Below are 18,827 nucleotides of genomic sequence, written 5' to 3'. Positions count from 1 at the left end.
CCGTCCTTTGCCTAAGCTAGGGAAGTCACGCGGCGCGCCCGCATGGCGGCCGCGGCCCGCGGCTGCCGAGCGGCAGTTTCCGCCCGCGCGGCCCCGACATGCCGATGTTCAAGCAGCAGATCCGCCTGTGCACCAGCCGCGATGGCGTGCGGCTGGCCTATGCCATCACCGGCAGCGGCGCGCCGCTGGTCAAGGCGGCCAACTGGATGAGCCACCTGGAGTTCGACGTCGGCAGCCCGGTGTGGAGCCACATGATCACGGCGCTGTCCGACACCCATACGCTGATCCGCTATGACGAGCGCGGTTGCGGGCTCTCCGACCGCGATATCGAGGACCTGTCCTTCGAGGCCTGGCTGCGCGATCTCGAAACCATCGTCGACGCCACCGGCGTGGATCATTTCCCGCTGCTGGGTATCTCGCAGGGCGCATCGATCGCCGTGGCCTACGCGGTCGCGCATCCGCAGCGCGTCAGCCACCTCGTGCTGCACGGCGGCTATGCGCGCGGGCGCCTCAAGCGCGACCATCTCAGCCAGCGCCTGCTGGAGGAAGCCGAGCTGATGAACAAGCTGGCCGAGCTCGGCTGGGGCCAGGAGAACCCCGCCTTCCGCCAGTTTTTCACCACCCAGTTCATCCCCGGCGGTACCGCCGAGCAGCATGCCTGGTTCAACGAACTGGAGCGGGTCTCGACCTCGCCGCTGAATGCCGCGCGCTTCATGCGTGTGTTCAACGACATCGATGTGGTGGCGCTGCTGCCGCGCGTAGCGTGCCCGACGCTGGTGCTGCACGCGGTGCGCGATGCGCGCGTGCCGTTCGATGAAGGGCGCCTGATCGCCAGCCAGATTCCGGGCGCGCGCTTCGTGCCGCTGGAGAGCGGCAATCACCTGCTGCTGGAGACCGAGCCCGCGTGGCGCCGCTGGCTGGAAGAAGTGCGCGCGTTCCTGCCGTCGGCGCAGCCGGCGCGCTCCCCTGCGTTCAGCGCGCTGACGCGCCGCGAGCGCGATATCGTCGAGCTGATCGCGCAGGGGCGCGACAACGCGCAGATCGCCGCACACCTGGACCTGTGCGAGAAGACCGTGCGCAACCACATCACCAGCATCTTCGCCAAGCTGGAAGTGGAAAACCGCGGGCAGGCCATCGTGCTGGCGCGCAAGGCCGGCTTCGATCGCGCCGGCGCCTGAGGCGCGCATCCGGGCGCTGGCACAACCGCCCTGGCACCGCGCCATCACCCTCTTGAAATCCTCCGGGCCGGTCACTAATTAAGGATTGCCCAGCCGCTGCAGCAACGCGCTGTGGCTTCCCCGCCAGCCGGCGCCACCGGTGGCCGGGGAACTCCGGCGTCCGTGCGCCTCCCCGCTGCACAGAAGGAGGATCCAACCATGAGTGATTTCATTTTCGGGACTGATCTGTTCAGTGAATTCGACCGGATGCAACGGCAGATGGCCAGCCTGTTCGGCGGCTTTCCGTCCAGCCTGCGCTCCGGGCGTTTTGGTGCGTTTCCGCCGCTCAATATCGGCACCACCGACGACTCGATCGAGATCGTGGTGTTTGCCCCGGGCCTGAAGGCGGAGCAGTTCGAGGTGTCGGTCGACAAGGGCCTGCTGACCATCAGCGGCGAGCGCGCCGCGGCACAGCCCGAGGGCGACGCCGACGCGCGGCCCTACGCGCAGGAGCGCTTCGCGGGCAGTTTCCGCCGTGTGATCGAGTTGCCGCAGGCAGCCGATCCCGACAAGGTGCAGGCCCGCTACGCCAACGGTTGCCTGTCGATCAGCATCGGCAAGCGCGAGGCGTCGCGCCCGCGTGCCATCACCGTCAGCTAATGTGAGGAGATTGCCATGACCGATTCGAATCAAGTCATCCAGCGCGACCAGGACAGTGCGGGCGGGCAGGGCGGCGCCGTGGCGCAGCGCCGCGACGAGGCGCCGGCCATGACGCTGATGCCGGCCGTCGATATCTTCGAGACCGCCGCCGGCGTCACGCTGTGGGCGGATCTGCCGGGGGTGCCGCGCGACAAGCTGGAAGTCAACGTCCACGACAGCAACCTGCGCATCGAGGGCGAGGCGGTGCTGCCGATGCCGGCCGGCCTGCGCGTGCAGCATGCCGAGGTGCGGCAGCCGCGCTACGCGCGCACCTTTACGCTGAGCCCGGATCTCGACGCGTCCGGCATCCAGGCCAACCTGCAGGACGGCGTGCTGAAGCTGACCATCCCGCGCCGCGATGAAGCGCGGCCGCGCCGGATCGAGGTCTCGGTGGGCTAAGCCTGCCCGGATGCAAGACGGCGGTGCCCAGGCACCGCCGTTTTGCTTTGCTTTGGCCGCGAGCTCTTGCCGCGACCATTCAGCCCTGGTTGACCAGCACGCGGGCATCGCCGACATGCCCGCGGTATGCCTCGAAGATGCGGCGCAGCGCCGCTTCCATGCTGATCTCGGGGCGCCAGCCCAGCTCTTCGATGGTGTTGTCGATCTTCGGCACGCGGTGCTGCACGTCCTGGTAGCCCTTGCCGTAGAAGTCGCCCGACGAAGTCTCGACGATCTGCGTCTTGCGGGCCTGGTCCGCGTACTCCGGATAGTCGGCGGCCATCTTCAGCATCATCTCGGCGAGCTCGCGCACCGAGTGGATATTGCCCGGGTTGCCGATGTTGTAGATCTTGCCGCTGGCGACGCCGCCCGGATTCTCGATGATGCGCATCAGCGCGCTGATGCCGTCGGCGATGTCGGCGAAGGCGCGTTGCTGCGCGCCGCCGTCGACCAGCTTGATCGGTTCGCCGCGCACGATGTGGCCGAGGAACTGCGTCACCACGCGCGACGAGCCTTCCTTCGATTCGAAGATCGAGTCCAGCCCCGCGCCGATCCAGTTGAAGGGGCGGAACAGCGTGTAGTTCAGCCCCTGCTCCATGCCGTAGGCGTGGATCACGCGGTCCATCAGCTGCTTGGAGCAGGCGTAGATCCAGCGCGGCTTGTTGATCGGGCCGTAGACCAGCGGCGAGGCCTCGGGGTCGAATTCTTCATCGCTGCACATGCCGTAGACCTCGGAGGTCGACGGGAACACCAGGTGCTTGCGGTACTTGACCGCGGCGCGCACGATCGGCAGGTTGGCCTCGAAGTCCAGCTCGAACACGCGCAGCGGCTGGCGCACGTAGGTGGCGGGGGTGGCGATGGCGACCAGCGGCAGCACCACGTCGCACTTGCGGATGTTGTACTCGATCCACTCCCTGTTGATGGTGATGTCGCCCTCGAAGAAGTGCATGCGCGGGTGGTCGACAAGGTCGCCCAGGCGGTCCGTGTTCATGTCCATGCCGTAGACCTCCCACGGCGTGGTTTCCAGGATGCGGCGCGTCAGGTGGTGGCCGATGAAGCCGTTGACGCCGAGGATCAGTACTTTCTTGGCTGGCATGCGTTAAGGAATGGCAGGGGGAAGGGCAGGGGAGTCGGGAACAAGCCGGCGCGCCTCGCGCTCGCCGGCCAAGGGAAAGTTGGACACCGCGACGCGGCGCCAGTCGCGTGCGACCACATGCATCGGCACGCGCGCGCTCAGCCCGGCAAACGCTTGCGGCGACAGCAGCGCGACGGCGCGCGGGCCATGCTGCCAGGCGTCAACGAAGGCGTCGATGGTGGGCAACCATTTTTGCGGCTCCTGCGCGGCGCCGAAGTCCAGTTCGTCGGCCTGCGCCACCATGGTGAGCGGATGGCGCAGGTAGAACGGCAGCGTATGGTCGAGCATGCCGACGCCGTACAGCGGCATGCCGGGCCGCAGCACGCGCGCGATCGGCACGACCAGGTCGATGCCCGCAGCCGAGCGGCCGATGGCCTCGTGGCCGAGCAGCGCGATGGAAAAGGCCAGCAGCATGCCGAAGGCATAGCCCGTGACACTGGCCATGCGGCCGCGGCGCCGAAGCAGCCACAACGCCGCGGCGGCACTTGCCGTCACCAGCGCGAAAGCCAGCGCTGCCCAGACCGCATAGTTGCGGTACAGCGCGTTGGGCGTGTTGTTGGCATCGAGCGTGGCCACCAGCGGGCTCGCCAGCAGGCCCATGGCGCCGAGCCCCAGCATGGCGCGCAATTGCCGGCTCCAGGTCCGCTCACGGATCTGCGTCAGCGCCACGCCGCCCAGGATGCCGAGCGCCGGGAACATCGGCACGATGTAGCCCGGCAGCTTGGATCCCGACAGGCTGAAGAAGGCGAAGATCGACACCGCCCATATCGCTGCCATCAGCGCGGGCTGGAACGGCTGACCCGTGCCGGCTGCGTGCGCCACCCCGGCGCGCTGCGTCACCGCGCGCACCATGCCCGGCAGCAGGCCCAGCCATGGCAGGAATCCCCCCGCCAGCAGCGGCACGAAGTACCACGGCGCGCCGGTGCGCGCGTGCACGGTCGAGGTATAGCGCTGCCAGTGCTCGTGGATGAAGAAGAAACGCAGGAATTCCGGATTGCGCTGCGCCACCAGCCAGTACCACGGCACCGCCACCAGCAGCATCAGCGCGATCCCGGCCGGCGCATGCAGGCGCCGCCACAGCGACAGGTCGCGGGTGGCGCCGGTGTAGAGCACCAGCACCAGCCCGGGCAGCGCTACGCCAACCAGTCCCTTGGTCAGCACCGCCACGCCCATGGCCGCCCAGCACGCCAGCATCCAGCGGCGGCGCGCGGCGGGCGTCGCCGCCGGATGCTGCGCCAGCAGCAGGCTGGCCAGCACGCAGGCCATGGCGCCGGACAGCGTCATGTCGAGCGTGTTGAAATGCGCCGCGACGTTCCACATCGGCGCGCCGGCCAGCACCAGCCCGGCCATCAGCCCGGCGCGCGCGCCGAACCAGCGCGCCGCCGCCAGCATCGATACCCCCAGCCCTGCTGCGCCCGCCAGCGCCACGCACAGCCGCGCCTGCCAGTCGCCGATGCCGAACAACGCATACGCGACCGCCGTCATCCACATGTGGAACGGCGGTTTCTCGAAGTACTTCAGGCCGTCGTAGCGGATCGTGATCCAGTCGCCGCTGTGCAGCATCTCGCGGGCGATCTCGGCATAGCGGCCCTCGTCGGGACCCAGCAGGTGGCGCATGCCGAGCGTGCCGAACCACAGCAGCGCAAAGGCGATCACGACCAGTGCCAGCGTCAGCGCCGGAACGCCGGCCACGCGCGCGGCGGGCCATGGCGCGGTGGCGCGGGCCGGAAGGAACCCGGGCTCGGCGGCAAGGCGATCGGAACGGTGCTGCATGGAGGAAGGTGGCGGCGTTGGTGGAAGCGTTGATGCGGCGGCCGGCGACGGACCGGCGCGGCAGGCCAGGCCATGTCCACGCCGGCCAGGCGCGCCGCGTTGTACGGGCAGGCAATTGAAAGGTGAGCCGAGCATAATCCGCGAACCTTAATGGCACATTAAGCGGCGCGCGCACCATGCCGTGATATCTCCGGGCCACTCCAGAGCATGAGACTCCTGATTGTTGAAGACGACCCGATGCTGGGCGACGGCCTGCGGCGCGGCCTGCAGCTGCACGACTACGCGGTCGACTGGTTTCGCAGCGGCTCCGACGCCGACCATGCGCTCGGCCTGGTCCACTACGACGCCGTGGTGCTCGACCTGGGCTTGCCCGGCGAGGACGGCATGACGCTGCTGGGGCGCTGGCGCGCGCGCGGCAGCCGCATCCCGGTGATCGTGCTGACCGCGCGCGACGCCGTCGACAGCCGCATCGGCGGACTCGATGCCGGTGCCGACGACTACCTGGTCAAGCCGGTCGCGCTCGATGAACTGGCCGCGCGGCTGCGCGCGGTCACGCGCCGCGCGGCGGGGATGTCCGCGCCGGTGTGGCGCCACGGCGCGCTGGACTTCCACCCGGCCGCGCGCCAGGCGTACTGGCAGGGCAGGCCGGTCGAGCTGACCAGCCGCGAAGCCATGCTGCTCGAACTGTTGCTGGCGCACCCCAACCGTCTGCTGACGCGCGAGGTGCTGCGCGACAAGCTCTATGACTGGCAGGGCGGGATCGAGAGCAACACGCTCGAAGTGCACATCCACCACCTGCGCCGCAAGATCCATCCGAAGATCGTGCGCACCTTCCGCGGCGCCGGCTACACGCTGGGCGCGGCCGAGGACTGCGCATGACGCTGCAGCGCAGGCTGGTGCTGGCGGTGCTGGTGGCCGCGCCGGTGGTATGGCTGCTGACGCTCGGCATGACCTATGTGCGCGCGCGGCACGAGATCAACGAGCTCTACGACACCGACATGGTGCGCATGGCGCTGCAGATGCAGTCGGTGGTGCCGCTGGTCGACATCGCCGCCGGCATGTCGCGCGCGCGCGTGCCGCGGCTGGATGAGGGCGACCTGGGCGACGCCGGCCTGGGCGACCTGGCCATCGCCGCCTGGCTGCCCGACGGCAAGCCGCTGCATATCGATCCCGACGGCGACAAGCTGCCGCGCGCCGAGGGCGTCAAGGGCTTTACCGACGTCACGCTCGAGCGGCAGCGCTGGCGGCTCTATTACCTCGACGATCCCGACACGGGCTGGCGTGTGTGCGTGGGCCAGCAACTGGGCGAGCGCAACGAGCTGATCCTGTCCTACATCGCCGCGCAGGTGTTGCCGTGGGCGGTGGGCCTGCCGCTGCTGATCGGCCTGCTGATCGGCTTCATGCGGCGCGCGATGGCGCCGGTGCGCACGCTGTCCGCGGATATCGAAGCGCGCGCCGCGGACGATCGCCGTCCGCTCAGCCTCGCTGCCGTGCCGGGCGAACTGGTGCCGCTGGTGCACGCGATGAACCGGCTGCTGGCGCGCGTTTCCGATTCGATCGAGCACGAGCGGCGCCTGACCGCCGATGCCGCGCACGAGATGCGCACGCCGCTGGCCGCGCTCAAGGCGCAGTGGGAAATCGCCGAGCGCTCGCCCGACCGCGACGAGCGCGCGCTGGCGCGGGCCAATGTCGCCGCCGGCATCGACCGCATCGGCCGGCTGGTGTCGCAGCTGCTGACGCTGAGCCGGCTCGAAGACGCCGCCGCGCTGCCGTCGCGCCAGCCGGTCAACTGGGTGCCGGTGGCACAGCAGGCGCTGTCCGACTGCCTGGCGCTGGCGCAGCAGAAGCAGGTCGACGTGGAACTGGCCTGGCCGCCCCCGGGCCAGGCGCCGTTGCCGGTGGCGGGCGACCCCGGCCTGCTGGCGCTGCTGCTGCGCAACCTGCTCGACAACGCCATCCGCTACAGCCCGCCGGGCGCGCTGGTGCTGGTCGATTTCCGGCCCGACAGCATCACCGTGCGCGACCAGGGCCCAGGCGTTGCGCCGGAGCTGCTGGCGCGCCTGGGCGACCGCTTCTTCCGCGGCGGCCAGGGGCAGCGCGAGCAGGGCCACGGCCTGGGCATTTCCATCGCGCGGCGCGTGGCGCGCCTGCATGGGCTGGAGCTGGCGTTTGCCAACCGCACCGATGGCGCCGCCACGGGGCTGGCGGTGCGGCTCGCGCACGGCGGCTGAAAAGAGAACGCCCCGCACGGTGTCCCGCGCGGGGCGTCATGCCGCCGGCCGGCGCGATCAGCGCTTGAGCTTGGCGAAGGCCGCGGCCATCGCGCCGGCCGGCTCCGGCTCGCGGCGGCCGCCGCCGAAGCCCTTGCCGCCGCCGTTGCGCTGGCCGCCCCGGTCACCGCGGTCACCGCTACCACCGGCACGCGCCGCGGCCTGGCCGGGCTCGTCATCGAGCCGCATCGACAGGCCGATGCGGTTGCGCTTGACGTCGACCTCCATCACCTTGACCTTGACGATCTGGCCGGCCTTGACCACTTCATGCGCGTCCTTGACGAACTTGTTCGACAGCGCCGAGATATGGACCAGGCCGTCCTGGTGCACGCCGATATCGACGAACGCGCCGAACGCCGCCACGTTGGTGACCACGCCTTCGAGCACCATGCCGGGCTGCAGGTCCTTGACGTCCTCCACACCCTCCTGGAAGGTCGCGGTCTTGAACTCGGGGCGCGGGTCGCGGCCGGGCTTTTCCAGTTCGGACAGGATGTCGCGCACGGTGGGCAGGCCGAACGATTCGTCGGTGAATTTTTCGGGCGAGAGGCCGCGCAGCGCCTCGCGGTTGCCCATCACATCGCGCAGGCCCTTCTTCACGTGGTCGAGGATGCGCTGCACCACCGGGTACGCCTCCGGGTGCACCGACGAGCGGTCCAGCGGATTGTCGCCGTCGTTGATGCGCAGGAAGCCCGCGGCCTGCTCGAAGGTCTTGTCACCCAGGCGCGGCACCTGCTTCAGCGCATTGCGGTTGGGGAAGGCGCCGTTGGCGTCGCGGAACTCGACGATATTGCGCGCCAGCACCGAGTTCAGGCCGGACACGCGCGCCAGCAGCGGCGCCGAGGCGGTGTTGACGTCGACGCCCACGGCGTTGACGCAGTCCTCGACCACCGCGTCGAGCGCGCGCGCCAGTTCGCGCTGGTTGACATCGTGCTGGTACTGGCCCACGCCGATCGACTTGGGATCGATCTTGACCAGCTCGGCGAGCGGGTCCTGCAGCCGGCGCGCAATCGACACCGCGCCGCGCAGCGACACATCCAGGTCCGGGAATTCCTTGGCGGCCAGTTCCGACGCCGAGTAGACCGAGGCGCCGGCTTCGCTGACCACGATCTTGGTCAGCTTGAGCTCGGGCATCTGCTTGATCAGGTCCTGCACCAGCTTGTCGGTCTCGCGGCTGGCGGTGCCGTTGCCGATCGACACCAGCGCCACGTTGTGCTGCTTCGCCAGGCGCGCCAGCGCGGCGAGCGAGCCGTTCCAGTCGCGGCGCGGCTCGTGCGGGTAGATGGTGGCGGTTTCCAGCAGCTTGCCGGTGCTGTCGACCACGGCCACCTTGCAGCCGGTGCGGATGCCCGGGTCGATGCCCATCACCGCCTTGGGGCCGGCCGGCGCCGCCAGCAGCAGTTCGTGCAGGTTGCGGCCGAACACCTTGATGGCCTCGCTCTCGGCGGTTTCGCGCAGCTGCGTCAGCAGCTCGGTCTCCAGGTGCGGCTGCACCTTGACGCGCCAGCACCAGCGGCACACGTCGCCCAGCCACTTGTCGGCCGGGCGGCCCAGCTGCTGGATGCCGACATGGCGCGCGATCATGGCTTCGCACGGATGCGGCACCAGCGCGTCCTGCTCTTCGCCCAGGCCCAGCTTGACCATCAGCACGCCGGCATTGCGGCCGCGGAACAGCGCCAGCGCGCGATGCGACGGCACCGTGCGCAGGGTCTCGCTGTAGTTGTAGTAGTCGCGGAATTTCTCTTCTTCCGCGGTTTCCTTGCCTTCCATTACCGAGGACGCCACCACGCCGTGGTTCCACAGGTGCTCGCGCAGCTTGCCCAGCAGTTCGGCGGTTTCGCCGAACTGTTCCGACAGGATGTCGCGCGCGCCGTCGAGCGCGGCCTTGACGTCGGGCACGCCGCCGTCGGCGGTGGGGTTGCCGTTGACGTACTTCGCCGCCTCGGCCTGCGGATCGAGCGTGGGATCGGCCAGCAAGGCCAGCGCCAGCGGCTCCAGGCCGCATTCGCGCGCGATCTGCGCGCGGGTGCGGCGCTTGGGCTTGTAGGGCAGGTAGAGGTCTTCCAGCGCCTGCTTGGTCTGCGCGGCTTCGATCGCGGCTTGCAGCTCGGGCGTGAGCTTGCCTTGTTCCTCGATCGACGCCAGGATCGCGGCACGGCGGTCTTCCATGTCGCGCAGGTACAGCAGGCGCTCTTCCAGGTTGCGCAGCTGCGTATCGTCGAGGTTGCCGGTGACTTCCTTGCGGTAGCGGGCGATAAAGGGCACGGTGGCGCCTTCATCGAGCAGCGCCACGGCCGCGGCCACCTGGCGGGGCTGCACGGACAGTTCGGCCGCGATGAGCGCGACGATCTTTTGCGAGACGGATGCGGGCAGGTTGGACATCGTGGAACGCAGCGTGAGACGCAGTCAGTCGAAAGCGGGGCATTTTGCCACAAGCGCGCGGGGGTCCGGCGGCGCCGGCGGCATGGCTGCCGCGGGAGGCGTTGCCCGCACGTGCGCACGTGCCGGGGGCAGGCCGCGCTCCGGCCCGGATGCTAGAATCCGGACATGATCGTCAAGCCCCGCCCGGCCGCCGCCAAGGCCACCCTCCCGGCCATGCCAACCTTCGCCAACGTGCCCGATTTCATCCTGATCCGCCGCGGCGCCCTGGCCGCCGTGGCCGTGGCGGCCTGTGCCGCGCTGCTGCCGCTGCGCGCGGCGCAGGCGCAGGCCTCGGCGCCCGCCGCCGGCGCCGCACCCGCTGCCGCGCGTGACTTTGCCGCCGAGCGCAAGGCCATCGGCGATTCGCGCGCGTGGACCAACTACCGTTTCGCCGCCGCCGAGCGCGAGTGCTACAGCAAGTTCTTCGTTACCCACTGCATCAACAACGCCAAGGAAATCCAGCGCGAGGAGCTGCAGGTGCTGCGCAAGCGCGAGCTGGAAGTGGGCGAGGCCGAGCGCGCCCACCGCGCCGCCGAGCGCGACCGCGAGCAGGCCTTGCGCCGTGCCGAGTTCGAGGCCAGCCAGCCGCAGCGCGCCGCCAGCGAGCAGTCCAGCCGCGAGGCGTACGAGAAAAAGCAGCAGGAACAGCAGCTGCGCGACGCGCAGCGCCAGGCCGAGGCCCCGCAGCGTGCCGCCAACGCCCAGGCCTATGAAAAGAAGCAGTCCGACTTCGATGCCCGCATGCGCGAGGCGCAGCAGAAGGGCGCGGAACAGGCCCGCCAGCGCCAGGAGAACGTGAAGGCATACGAAGACAAGCAGCGCGACCTCGAGCAGCGCCAGAAGGCGCTGGAAGAGCGGCGCGCCAAGGCCAGGGAGCAGCAACAGGGCGGCCCGGCGTCGGCGCCGCGTCCGTTCGGCTTCTGAGCCGGGTGATGGCAGCGGAGGCATAGATGGACAGCAACCTGAATACCCTGGAACGGCGCATCATGGAGTTGCAGATCGAGCACCGCGATCTCGACTTCCTGATCGACCGGCTGGCCGGCGATGCGGTCCATGACGAATTGCAGCTGCGCCGGCTGAAGAAGCGCCGGCTCAAGCTGAAGGACGCCATCACGCTGCTGCAGCTGCAGCTCGAACCCGACGTGCCGGCCTGAGCGCCGTCGCGCCCGGGCGCGGCGATGGCCGGCAATCGCTGCCGGCTTGCCGCAGCCCATACAACATTGCCCACCTTGTCCGATCTTCCCGATTCCCGCCAGTTGTCCCTGGACAGCGACCCGAGCGACCCGAGCGACGCCAGCGACCCCAGCGAGGCCGCGCCGCCTGCCCATGCCGTGCAGGCAGATGCCGCCGCCAGCCGCGGCGCCGAGCTTGCCACCATCTTCGCCGATACCGGCACGCTGGCCCAGGCCATTCCCGGCTACCGGCCGCGCGCATCGCAGCACAAGATGGCCGAGGCCGTCGCCGGCGCGATCGCGCAGAATGATTCGGTCATCGTCGAGGCCGGCACCGGCACCGGCAAGACCTACGCCTACCTGGTGCCGGCGATGCTGTGGGGCGGCAAGGTGATCCTGTCCACCGGCACCAAGAACCTGCAGGACCAGCTGTTCCTGCGCGACATCCCGACCGTGCGCCACGCGCTCAACGTGCCGGTCTCGGTGGCGCTGCTCAAGGGCCGCGCCAACTACGTCTGCCACTACCACCTGGAGCGCGCGCAGGCCGGCGGGCGCCTGGCCTCGCGCCAGGATGCGGCGTGGCTGCGCGAGATCGGGCGCTTTATCAAGGAAACCGCGACCGGCGACAAGGCGGAGCTGGCGTCGGTGCCGGAGAACGCGCCGGTGTGGTCGATGGTGACTTCGACGCGCGACAACTGCCTCGGCTCGGAATGCCCGTATTACAAGGACTGCTTCGTGATGCGCGCGCGCAAGGAAGCGCAGCAGGCCGACGTGGTGGTGGTCAACCACCACCTGTTCTTTGCCGACGTGGTGCTGCGCGATACCGGCATGGCCGAGCTGCTGCCCGCCGCCAACACCGTGATCTTCGACGAAGCGCACCAGCTGCCCGAGACCGCCACGCTGTTCTTCGGCGAGACCTTGTCGACCAGCCAGCTGCTGGAGATCGCGCGCGATACCGTGGCCGAGGGCCTGTCGCATGCGCGCGATGCGGTCGACTGGGTGGCGCTGGCAGCGCCGCTGGAACGTGCCGCGCGCGACCTGCGCCTGGCCTTCGGCAAGGACAACGCGCGCCTGGCGCTGGGCCAGATCGAGGCGGACCGCCGCATCGCCGAACCGTTCAACGAGACCCTCGATGCGCTCGACGCGGCGCTGTCCGACTTCGTCGAGATGCTCGAAAGCCAGGCCGAGCGCGCCGAATCGCTGCAGCAGTGCCACCGCCGCGCGCTCGAGCTGGCCAACAAGCTGGCCGCCTGGCGCACCGATGCGCCGGCCGCGCCGCCACCGCCGTCACCGGAGGGAGAGGAGCAGGGCGAGCCCGCGGCCGCCACCGGTCCGGAAACCGTGCGCTGGGTCGAGGTGTTCTCGCACACCGTGCAGCTGCACCGCACGCCGCTATCGATCGCGCCGATCTTCACGCGGCAGCGCGGCGGCCATCCGCGCGCGTGGATCTTCACCTCGGCGACGCTGTCGGTGAAGGGCAATTTCACCCACTACGCCGCGCAGCTGGGGCTCGACAAGGACCGCTCGCTGACGCTGCCGAGCCCGTTCGACTATGCGAAGCAGGGCCTGCTGTACGTGCCGCGCGACATGCCCGCGCCGCAGTCGCCGCAGTTCACCGATGCGGTGGTGCAGGCGGCGCTGCCGCTGATCGAGGCGGCCGGCGGGCGCACCTTCCTGCTGTGCACCACGCTGCGCGCCGTGCAGCGCGCCTCGGACCTGCTCTACGATGCCTTTGCCGAACGCGGCCTGAACCTGCCGCTGCTGGTGCAGGGCCAGGCCAGCCGTACCGAGCTGCTGGACCGCTTCCGCGAGCTGGGCAATGCGGTGCTGGTCGGCAGCCAGAGTTTCTGGGAAGGCGTGGACGTGCGCGGCGAGGCGCTGTCGCTGGTGATCATCGACAAGCTGCCGTTCGCGCCGCCCGACGATCCGGTGCTGGCCGCGCGCATGGAAGTGCTGCAGAAGAAGGGCCTGAGCCCGTTTGCCGTGCACCAGCTGCCGCATGCGGTGATCACGCTCAAGCAGGGGGCAGGGCGGCTGATCCGCTCGGAATCGGACCGCGGCGTGCTGGCGATCTTCGATACGCGCCTGGTCGAGAAGCCCTATGGGCGCCAGATCTGGCAGAGCCTGCCGCCGTTCACGCGCACGCGCGAGGCGGCCACGGTGGTGCGCTTCCTGGAGTCGCTGCGCGGATCGCCCGCCGAGCCGCAGGTCGAAGCCAGTGCCGAGGATCCGGCCGTCGACTGATCACGACGAGCCGCGGCAAAAGAAAAACGGGACGGTCATTGCGACACGTCCCGTTTTTTATCGCTGCCGGCGCGGCGGCGTCAGAACACTTCCCACCAGGACTTGTCCTTGCGGCGTGCGCCGTACTTGATGAAGTCGCTCTCCGGGAAGTTCTTCTCCATCACGCGCGCGGTGTCGTCGCGCAGGTCCTTCATGCCCATCGCGTCGTACGAGCGGATCATGATGTACAGCGCCTCTTCGTTGGCGGGTGCGCCGTCGTAGTCCTTCAGCGACTGCTGGGCACGGTTGACCGCGGCGAGGTAGGCGCCGCGCCGGTAGTAGTAGCGCGCCGCGTGCACTTCATGCTGGGCCAGCGAGTTGACGATGTACTGCATGCGCAGCGTGGCGTCCGGCGTGTACTTGCTTTCCGGGTAGCGCGTGATCAGCGTGTGGAAGGCATCGTAGGCGGCGCGCGCGGCCTTGGGGTCGCGCTCGCTCAGGTCCTGCCCCGAGAAGCGGCCCAGCCAGCCGAGGTTGTCGTTGAAGTTGATCAGCCCCTTCAGGTAGTAGGCGTAATCGATGGTGGGGTGGTTCGGGTGCAGCTGGATGAAGCGGTCCACCGCCGCCAGCGCGGCCGCGGTCTCGCCGTCCTTGTAGTTGGCGTAGGCGGTGTCGATCTGCGCCTGCTGCGCATAGCGGCCGAACGGATAGCGGCCTTCGAGCTTTTCATACAGCTTGACGGCGCGGGTGTAGTCGCCGCCATCCAGGGCATCCTTGGCTTCCGAATATAATTTGTTGGCCGACCAGCCGGCGGTCTCGTCGGGCTGGTCCGCGAGCAGGCCGCATGCAGACAGCATGACGCAGCCGCCTGCGAGCAGAACCGCTCCAATTGTCGTGCGCCAGCGCGCGCGTTTCATGCTCTGCAATTGCATGGGCAATCGTATCCCGGATGAAGAAAAATAGCGTCAAGCATTATAGCCCAAGCCCCCAGCCCAACCCGCAAGCCGCAGATGGCGTGGGAGGACTGCCACCCGAACGGGTGCGCGCCGCCGCGGTGGTGGCCGATTTCGAGGCCAGCGCGGAAGATTTCGACGATGCCGTCGACGCACCGGCCGTTGCTGCCGGGCCGGCCGACGCGACCGTAACCCTGTCGCTGGAGGTGGACAGCGCCTCGCATGGCGAGCGCCTCGATAAATTGCTGGCGCGTCACTTCAGCGAGTTTTCGCGCAGCCGCCTGCAGCAATGGATCGAAAGCGGCGCGGTGCGCGTCGACGGCCAGGTGCGCCGTCCGCGCGACGCGGTGCAGATGGGCAACCGGATCGAGGTCCGGCCGCAGGCCGCGCCGGAAGCGTCGGCGTTCGCGCCCGAAGACGTGCCGCTGGACGTGGTCTATGAGGACGACACCCTGCTGGTGATCAACAAGCCCGCCGGGCTGGTGGTGCATCCGGCCGCCGGCAACTGGAGCGGCACCGTGCTCAATGGCCTGCTGCACCGCGACCCCGGCGCCGCGTCGCTGCCGCGCGCGGGCATCGTGCACCGGCTCGACAAGGAAACCTCCGGGCTGATGGTGGTGGCGCGCACGCTGACCGCGCAGACCGACCTGGTGCGCCAGCTGCAGGCGCGCACGGTCAAGCGCACCTATATCGCGCTGGTGTGGGGCCGCACCTATGACGAAGGCACCATCGACGCGCCGATCGGGCGCGACCCGCGCGAGCGCACCCGCATGGCGATCGTGCAGACCGCCAGCGGCAAGCCGTCGCGCACGCATTTCCGCACGCTGGCGACGGTGCCGCTGGGGCGCGGCTTCGTGTCGATGGTGATGTGCAAGCTCGAGACCGGCCGCACCCACCAGATCCGCGTGCATTTCGAATCCATCGGTCATCCGCTGGTGGGCGACCCGGTCTATTTCCGCGCCACCCAGCGCGGCCAGCGTCCGGCAATCCGCGTGCCGCTGCCGGTGCCCTACGCGCGCCAGGCGCTGCATGCGTACAAGCTCGGCCTGGTGCATCCGGTCACCGGCAAGCACATGTCGTGGACCGCGCAGCCGCCGGAGGACCTGCAGGCGCTGATCGATGCGCTCGACTTTGAAAGCGCGCAGGCCGACGACGAAGACGAGGCCTGGGACGAAGTGTGGGAAGGCGGCGAAGCCCACTGGGAATACGCCGGCGATGATGACGATGACGACGACGGCGACGGCGATGAACGCGGCGCCTGATCCCGCCTGGCTGGTCCCCGACTGGCCCGCGCCGGCGCGCGTGCGCGCGCTGTCGACCACGCGCCAGGGCGGTGTCAGCCAGGGGCCGTACGGGCTCGCCGGCGGCATCCCGGGCGGCCTGAACCTGGGCACCCACGTTGGCGACGATCTGGCCGACGTGGCGCGCAACCGCGCGCGGCTGGCCGCGTGCCTGCCGTCGATGCCGCAATGGCTGGAGCAGGTGCATGGCTGCGCGGTCGCGACGGTCGACCATGTGGCCGCATCGGGCGATCCCGTGCCGCAGGCCGATGCCAGCCTGGCGCTCACGCCGGGCCACGTCTGCGCCGTGATGACGGCCGATTGCCTGCCGGTGCTGCTGTGCGATGCGCAGGGAACGGTGGTGGGGGCCGCGCATGCGGGCTGGCGCGGCCTGTGCAACGGCGTGATCGAGGCCACGCTGGCGCGGATGCAGGCGGCCGCCGGCGGCGCTACGACGCGCTGGCTGGCATGGCTGGGGCCGGCGATCGGCCCCGCTGCCTTCGAGGTCGGCGCCGAGGTGCGCGACGCCTTTCTCGCGCAGGCACGCCCGCACGAACACGCCGACGTTGCCGCGGCGTTTCGCGCCGGGACCCCGGGCAAGTACTTTGCCGACATCTACGCGCTGGCGCGCACGCGCCTGGCCCGTGCCGGCTGTGTCGATGTTTACGGCGGCGCTGCCTGCACCGTCGCCGACGCCGACCGCTTCTATTCCTACCGGCGCGACGGCGTCACCGGGCGCATGGCCAGCCTGGTCTGGCTGGCCGACTGAGCGCAGCGGTCTTATTCGTCCGCGCCCTTCGCCACTTCGCTGGCCGTGGCAGCCGTGGCCTGCGCCCGTTCGGCCTCGGCCTTGCGCCGGCGCCGGCCCGGCGTGCCCATGATGTAGAGCACCAGCGCGACCGGCGCGACCCCATACATCAGGAAGGTGGCGACGCCCGCCACCACGTTGTGCTCGGTGATCGCCATCATCAGCGCGACGTAGAGCCAGCCAATGGCCACGATGTACATCAGAATTTCATCCTTCTCGCCTATGCTCGATGGCCCCGGCAGATGCGTGCGCTGCATACCGTCCGGTAGGTCGGGCAGCGCGCGGCGCCGGGGCGGATTTCCGCATTGATTTCCGCATTGACAGCGCGCGCGTTGCAAGGCAACAATGGCCTCGAATGTCTCGGAATCGCTGACGATTCCCAGGTTTTTCCGGCAAGCATAACGCATGGCGCTGACAACCGAGGCGCCGCGCCCGCCGGATAAAAGGGAGCCGCTATCGGAATGGATGCAAGCCCTTGCCGCACGTGGTGCGGCCGGGGTTCCAGGCCAGTTCCAGGGCAGATGTGCCGGCTTGCCCTCCCGTGGCGGGGAGGGCCGCAGCCGGGTCCATTCGGATAGCATCTCCCCATGCAGAGTGCCGGCCAGGGCAATGCCCGGAGCCGGTTCGAATAGTGACGGCAGAGAGACAAAACTGATCATGGCGACCGGCAAAGGTGCGGCAGCTTCCACGCAGGAAGGCAAGTCCCAACCACGCAAGTTCACGCCGGGGCCATTCGATCCAGCCACCTGGCTGGAATGGTCCCGCCAGTGGCAGGGCACTGAAGGCAACGGCCACGCGGCCGCATCCGGCATGATGTCCGGCATCCCGGGACTCGATTCGCTGGCCGGCGTCAAGATTGCGCCGGCGCAGCTGGCCGACATCCAGCAGCGCTACATGAAGGACTTCGCGGCGCTGTGGCAAGCGCTGGCCGAGGGCAAGCCCGACGGCACCGGCCCGCTGCACGACCGCCGTTTCGCTGGCGACGCCTGGCGCAACAACGTGCCTTACCGTTACGCCGCCGCCTTCTACCTGCTCAACGCGCGTGCGCTGACCGAGCTTGCCGACGCGGTCGAGGCCGATGCCAAGACGCGCCAGCGCATCCGCTTTGCGATCTCGCAGTGGGTCGACGCGATGTCGCCCGCCAACTTCCTCGCCACCAATCCCGAAGCGCAGCGCCTGCTGATCGAATCGGGCGGCGAATCGCTGCGCGCCGGCGTGCGCAACATGATGGAAGACCTGACGCGCGGCAAGATCTCGCAGACCGACGAGACCGCCTTCGAAGTGGGCCGCAATGTCGCGGTCACCGAAGGCGCGGTGGTCTACGAGAACGAATACTTTCAGCTGCTGCAGTACAAGCCGCTCACCGCCAAGGTCCATGCGCGCCCGCTGCTGATGGTGCCGCCTTGCATCAACAAGTACTACATCCTTGACCTGCAGCCCGAAAGCTCGCTGGTGCGGCATACGGTGGAGCAGGGCCATACCGTGTTTCTGGTGTCGTGGCGCAATCCCGATGCCAGCATGGCGTCGCGCACCTGGGACGACTACATCGAACACGCCGCCATCCGCGCCATCGAAGTCGCGCGCGACATCAGCGGCGAGGACCAGATCAACGTGCTCGGCTTCTGCGTCGGCGGCACCATCATTTCCACCGCGCTCGCGGTGCTGTCCGCGCGCGGACAGCATCCGGCGGCGAGCCTGACGCTGCTGACCACGCTGCTGGACTTTACCGACACCGGCATCCTCGACGTCTTCGTCGACGAGGGCCACGTGCAGCTGCGCGAAGCCACGCTGGGCGGCGGCGCCGGCGCACCGTGCGCGCTGCTGCGCGGGCTGGAGCTGGCCAACACCTTCTCGTTCCTGCGCCCGAACGACCTGGTGTGGAACTACGTGGTCGACAACTACCTGAAGGGCAACACCCCGGTGCCGTTCGACCTGCTGTTCTGGAATGGCGACGCGACCAACCTGCCGGGGCCGTGGTACTGCTGGTACCTGCGCCACACCTACCTGCAGAACGAGCTGAAGGTGCCCGGCAAGCTGACCGTCTGCAATGCGCCGGTGGACCTGGGCAGCATCGACGTGCCGACCTATCTCTACGGCTCGCGCGAAGACCATATCGTGCCGTGGACCGCGGCCTATGCCTCGACCGCGCTGCTGAAGAACAAGCTGCGCTTCGTGCTGGGCGCGTCCGGCCATATTGCCGGCGTGATCAATCCGCCGGCAAAGAAGAAGCGCAGCCACTGGACCAACGACGCCTTGCCGGCGTCGCCGCAGCAATGGCTGGCCGGCGCCACCGAGCACCCCGGCAGCTGGTGGCCGGACTGGTCGGCATGGCTGGCCAGCCATGCCGGCGCCAAGCGCGCCGCGCCTGCCGGATACGGCAATGCGCGCTACCCTGCAATCGAACCCGCGCCTGGGCGATACGTCAAAGCCAAGGCTTGATGCCCGCAGGTCCGCCGACGCGCCCGCGCGGGCGCCGGCGGGCCCGCGGGTCCCCGTTTCCA

The 18,827-nt window shown here is 69.3% G+C and carries 16 protein-coding genes; 11 read left to right on the top strand and 5 right to left on the bottom strand.

Annotated features, from left to right (window positions below; genetic code table 11):
• Positions 1-98: 98 nt before the first annotated feature.
• The 3 genes from LIN44_RS11385 to LIN44_RS11375 all read left to right on the top strand — a co-directional run bounded on the left by LIN44_RS11385 (position 99) and on the right by LIN44_RS11375 (position 2,255).
• Positions 99-1,178, top strand: a complete 1,080-nt coding sequence (locus LIN44_RS11385; protein ID WP_227312177.1) for an alpha/beta fold hydrolase — start codon at positions 99-101, stop codon at positions 1,176-1,178.
• Between the two features lie 198 nt (positions 1,179-1,376).
• Entirely contained in the window at positions 1,377-1,817 is a 441-nt protein-coding gene (locus LIN44_RS11380) for an Hsp20/alpha crystallin family protein (RefSeq protein WP_227312176.1), read from the top strand.
• Between the two features lie 15 nt (positions 1,818-1,832).
• A complete protein-coding gene (locus tag LIN44_RS11375) occupies positions 1,833-2,255 on the top strand; it encodes an Hsp20/alpha crystallin family protein (protein WP_227312175.1) in 423 nt (140 codons plus the stop codon).
• Between the two features lie 79 nt (positions 2,256-2,334).
• On the opposite strand, the gene LIN44_RS11370 is transcribed toward LIN44_RS11375, so the two are convergent.
• Both LIN44_RS11370 and LIN44_RS11365 read right to left on the bottom strand, forming a co-directional pair.
• Positions 2,335-3,390, bottom strand: coding sequence for a bifunctional UDP-4-keto-pentose/UDP-xylose synthase (locus LIN44_RS11370; RefSeq protein WP_227312174.1), 1,056 nt, complete (start codon positions 3,388-3,390; stop codon positions 2,335-2,337).
• A 3-nt stretch (positions 3,391-3,393) separates the two neighbouring features.
• Positions 3,394-5,202 (bottom strand): glycosyltransferase family 39 protein, encoded by a 1,809-nt coding sequence (locus LIN44_RS11365; RefSeq protein WP_227312173.1) that lies wholly within the window; start codon positions 5,200-5,202, stop codon positions 3,394-3,396.
• A 207-nt stretch (positions 5,203-5,409) separates the two neighbouring features.
• Here LIN44_RS11365 and LIN44_RS11360 point away from each other — a divergent pair, with 207 nt between their 5' ends.
• Together LIN44_RS11360 and LIN44_RS11355 are read left to right on the top strand one after the other, a co-directional pair.
• Entirely contained in the window at positions 5,410-6,081 is a 672-nt protein-coding gene (locus tag LIN44_RS11360) for a response regulator (protein ID WP_227312172.1), read from the top strand.
• The gene (locus LIN44_RS11355; protein WP_227312171.1) at positions 6,078-7,433 is read left to right on the top strand and encodes an ATP-binding protein; all 1,356 of its coding nucleotides are present in this window, start codon (positions 6,078-6,080) and stop codon (positions 7,431-7,433) included. Before LIN44_RS11360 ends, LIN44_RS11355 begins: the two co-directional genes overlap by 4 nt.
• 57 nt (positions 7,434-7,490) lie before the next feature.
• Here LIN44_RS11355 and LIN44_RS11350 read toward each other — a convergent pair whose 3' ends face one another.
• Positions 7,491-9,851 (bottom strand): Tex family protein, encoded by a 2,361-nt coding sequence (locus LIN44_RS11350; protein ID WP_227312170.1) that lies wholly within the window; start codon positions 9,849-9,851, stop codon positions 7,491-7,493.
• 165 nt (positions 9,852-10,016) lie between these two features.
• Here LIN44_RS11350 and LIN44_RS11345 point away from each other — a divergent pair, with 165 nt between their 5' ends.
• The 3 genes from LIN44_RS11345 (at position 10,017) to LIN44_RS11335 (ending at position 13,306) form a co-directional block, all read left to right on the top strand.
• Complete coding sequence (locus LIN44_RS11345; RefSeq protein WP_227312169.1) at positions 10,017-10,814, top strand: hypothetical protein; 798 nt, start codon at positions 10,017-10,019, stop codon at positions 10,812-10,814.
• A 26-nt stretch (positions 10,815-10,840) separates the two neighbouring features.
• Complete coding sequence (locus LIN44_RS11340) at positions 10,841-11,044, top strand: DUF465 domain-containing protein (RefSeq protein ID WP_114135277.1); 204 nt, start codon at positions 10,841-10,843, stop codon at positions 11,042-11,044.
• 75 nt (positions 11,045-11,119) lie between these two features.
• Positions 11,120-13,306, top strand: coding sequence for an ATP-dependent DNA helicase (locus tag LIN44_RS11335; protein ID WP_370641563.1), 2,187 nt, complete (start codon positions 11,120-11,122; stop codon positions 13,304-13,306).
• A gap of 80 nt (positions 13,307-13,386) precedes the next feature.
• Here the strand turns inward: LIN44_RS11335 and LIN44_RS11330 are convergent, their stop codons facing one another.
• Entirely contained in the window at positions 13,387-14,217 is an 831-nt protein-coding gene (locus tag LIN44_RS11330; protein ID WP_115680050.1) for an outer membrane protein assembly factor BamD, read from the bottom strand.
• A gap of 17 nt (positions 14,218-14,234) precedes the next feature.
• Between LIN44_RS11330 and LIN44_RS11325 the strand changes: the two genes are divergently transcribed.
• Both LIN44_RS11325 and pgeF read left to right on the top strand, forming a co-directional pair.
• Entirely contained in the window at positions 14,235-15,500 is a 1,266-nt protein-coding gene (locus LIN44_RS11325; RefSeq protein ID WP_227312167.1) for an RluA family pseudouridine synthase, read from the top strand.
• Positions 15,484-16,287, top strand: coding sequence for a peptidoglycan editing factor PgeF (gene pgeF / locus LIN44_RS11320; RefSeq protein WP_227312166.1), 804 nt, complete (start codon positions 15,484-15,486; stop codon positions 16,285-16,287). The genes LIN44_RS11325 and pgeF overlap by 17 nt, the downstream gene beginning before the upstream one ends.
• Before the next feature lie 11 nt (positions 16,288-16,298).
• Here pgeF and LIN44_RS11315 read toward each other — a convergent pair whose 3' ends face one another.
• Positions 16,299-16,526, bottom strand: coding sequence for a hypothetical protein (locus LIN44_RS11315; protein ID WP_227314388.1), 228 nt, complete (start codon positions 16,524-16,526; stop codon positions 16,299-16,301).
• A 457-nt stretch (positions 16,527-16,983) separates the two neighbouring features.
• Between LIN44_RS11315 and phaC the strand changes: the two genes are divergently transcribed.
• Positions 16,984-18,765 (top strand): class I poly(R)-hydroxyalkanoic acid synthase, encoded by a 1,782-nt coding sequence (gene phaC / locus LIN44_RS11310; protein WP_227312165.1) that lies wholly within the window; start codon positions 16,984-16,986, stop codon positions 18,763-18,765.
• Positions 18,766-18,827 lie beyond the last annotated feature (62 nt).

Source organism: Cupriavidus sp. MP-37 (assembly GCF_020618415.1).
Classification (GTDB): Bacteria; Pseudomonadota; Gammaproteobacteria; order Burkholderiales; family Burkholderiaceae; genus Cupriavidus.
Note: the sequence above shows the minus strand (reverse complement) of the source record. Positions and strands in the feature narration are given on the sequence as shown.

Bases quoted from the DNA above. Each gene is read 5' to 3' on its own strand.
- LIN44_RS11315 (WP_227314388.1), bottom strand. From the start codon at position 16,526: ATGTACATCGTGGCCATTGGCTGGCTCTACGTCGCGCTGATGATGGCG.
- LIN44_RS11340 (WP_114135277.1), top strand. From the start codon at position 10,841: ATGGACAGCAACCTGAATACCCTGGAACGGCGCATCATGGAGTTGCAG.
- LIN44_RS11380 (WP_227312176.1), top strand. From the start codon at position 1,377: ATGAGTGATTTCATTTTCGGGACTGATCTGTTCAGTGAATTCGACCGG.
- LIN44_RS11345 (WP_227312169.1), top strand. From the start codon at position 10,017: ATGATCGTCAAGCCCCGCCCGGCCGCCGCCAAGGCCACCCTCCCGGCC.
- phaC (WP_227312165.1), top strand. From the start codon at position 16,984: ATGGCGACCGGCAAAGGTGCGGCAGCTTCCACGCAGGAAGGCAAGTCC.
- LIN44_RS11370 (WP_227312174.1), bottom strand. From the start codon at position 3,390: ATGCCAGCCAAGAAAGTACTGATCCTCGGCGTCAACGGCTTCATCGGC.
- LIN44_RS11365 (WP_227312173.1), bottom strand. From the start codon at position 5,202: ATGCAGCACCGTTCCGATCGCCTTGCCGCCGAGCCCGGGTTCCTTCCG.
- LIN44_RS11350 (WP_227312170.1), bottom strand. From the start codon at position 9,851: ATGTCCAACCTGCCCGCATCCGTCTCGCAAAAGATCGTCGCGCTCATC.
- LIN44_RS11355 (WP_227312171.1), top strand. From the start codon at position 6,078: ATGACGCTGCAGCGCAGGCTGGTGCTGGCGGTGCTGGTGGCCGCGCCG.
- pgeF (WP_227312166.1), top strand. From the start codon at position 15,484: ATGAACGCGGCGCCTGATCCCGCCTGGCTGGTCCCCGACTGGCCCGCG.
- LIN44_RS11325 (WP_227312167.1), top strand. From the start codon at position 14,235: ATGAAGAAAAATAGCGTCAAGCATTATAGCCCAAGCCCCCAGCCCAAC.
- LIN44_RS11360 (WP_227312172.1), top strand. From the start codon at position 5,410: ATGAGACTCCTGATTGTTGAAGACGACCCGATGCTGGGCGACGGCCTG.
- LIN44_RS11375 (WP_227312175.1), top strand. From the start codon at position 1,833: ATGACCGATTCGAATCAAGTCATCCAGCGCGACCAGGACAGTGCGGGC.
- LIN44_RS11385 (WP_227312177.1), top strand. From the start codon at position 99: ATGCCGATGTTCAAGCAGCAGATCCGCCTGTGCACCAGCCGCGATGGC.
- LIN44_RS11330 (WP_115680050.1), bottom strand. From the start codon at position 14,217: ATGCAATTGCAGAGCATGAAACGCGCGCGCTGGCGCACGACAATTGGA.